The organism is Zavarzinella formosa DSM 19928 (assembly GCF_000255705.1).
GTDB classification, from domain to species: domain Bacteria; phylum Planctomycetota; class Planctomycetia; order Gemmatales; family Gemmataceae; genus Zavarzinella; species Zavarzinella formosa.
In genome coordinates this window covers 378259-379780 of record NZ_JH636447.1, presented here as the reverse complement: position 1 = coordinate 379780, position 1522 = coordinate 378259, and the positions used below count along the sequence as shown (strand labels likewise).

Here is a 1522-nt window from a genome sequence, read left to right as displayed (position 1 = left end):
GCCTTCGCGTCGCGGCGTCACGGGGACTCGGACCATTGCCATTATCGTTTGACGCCGGAAGGTTGTCATTTCCCCCCCGGCTTCCCCGGCGACTGACACAGCCCCTCGGCCAATCCGATCAGGACGGCGGCCCGCCTCCGGGGGTCATCCAGCTTCGCCGCCCATTCCCGCACGGCGGCCGGCTGGCCGGCGGCCCCCTGCATCCGGGCGATTTGCGGAAGGATGTTCCCGATCCAATACCGGTCGGACGGGATGGTGTGGAATATCATTCGGGCGCCGTCGAAGTCGCCCGTCTTTGACTGGAGGAAAATAATCTTTTCCAAGAGCAACCCGCATCGAAAATATTGGGCCGTCCAAGTCGCCCCGTCAAAATCGCCGGCCAGCGCCTGGGCTTCGATGATGCCAGACAAATAAGGATCTCTGTCGTCGGCGAGGGCGGCTCGCTCGATGGCCCTGGCAAAGTTCATCGTGGAGACCTCTCTCCGGCCGGCGCGGGCCTGGTCCAGCGCGATGACTTGCAGCAGAAAAGCCTGATCCTCCGGCCTGTCGAAATCCTTGAGGAAGGCCAGCGCGGCCTCGTCCCTTCCGGCCCGGACCTCGGCGGCGGCCAAATGGCTTCGGGCGAGTAATTCGTCGTTCCAGTAGTTCTCCTTTCTTGGTCTGGCGTCCAGATAACGAACCATGACTTTTCGGGCCTCCCTGATGTCATCCAGCAGGCACAGAATGCGGATGACCGCGACGACGGCGGAGGGCTTTTCACCCGGCCCCAAATCCGGGATCAGCGCGAGGGCCGTCATGGCGGATCGTCTGGCCCCCGCTTTGTCGTTCGCCAGCAACTGCATGTCCGCGATGGAATCGTCAAGTTCGGTGATGTCGTCCGCGGGCTGATCCGTCGGCGTGCCGACGAGGGCCCAAAGTTTTCCCCACGCGGTCGGGAGCGCCATCGCCATCCGGATCGCCGCCTCGGTGTCCCCCTTCTTGAACCGGGCGACAATTTCCAGACTGCGGATTTCTTGCCACGAGATGAGCCAGAAGTCTTCGTGCTCGTTGCGGTCCGCGATTTCCTCGGCGACCCGGAATCGGCCCGCGCGGGCGGCCTCCCTGACCGCGCGCCACAACATAAAACCCCGCTCCTCGGGGACATTATTGCCGTCCTCGGGGAAATGGCCGGCCAGTTCCAGCGCTTTGTCCGTCTCTCCCATTCTCGCGCAGGCCAGCAGCATCGGGCGCCATTCCCTTGGCCCGCCGCCGACACCCTCGACGATCTCGCAAGCCCGCTCGATGGCCTTGATCGCGCCGCGCCGATCCCCGATGCGGTGGCGAAGCTCCGCCACTTTGCACCAAAGCCCGGCCAGTTCATCCGGGTCGATGTCCGCTGTTTCCAAAAATTCGGCGGCTTGGCGAAGAGCCTCGACGGTGGCCCGGTTGTCCGGCGGCAACGCCGGGGCGGCGATCAACGAGGGAGACAGCGACAGGAGGATGAGGAAGGCGAATCGCATCAAAGGCTCCCTGTTTTCACATC

The 1522-nt window shown here is 64.1% G+C and carries 1 protein-coding gene; it reads right to left on the bottom strand.

Translation table 11 applies throughout. The features are described from left to right. Window positions 1–65: 65 nt before the first annotated feature. On the bottom strand, window positions 66–1499 hold the full coding sequence (locus BGIM_RS0138510) for a hypothetical protein (protein ID WP_020474945.1): 1434 nt from the start codon (window positions 1497–1499) through the stop codon (window positions 66–68). Window positions 1500–1522: the final 23 nt, after the last annotated feature.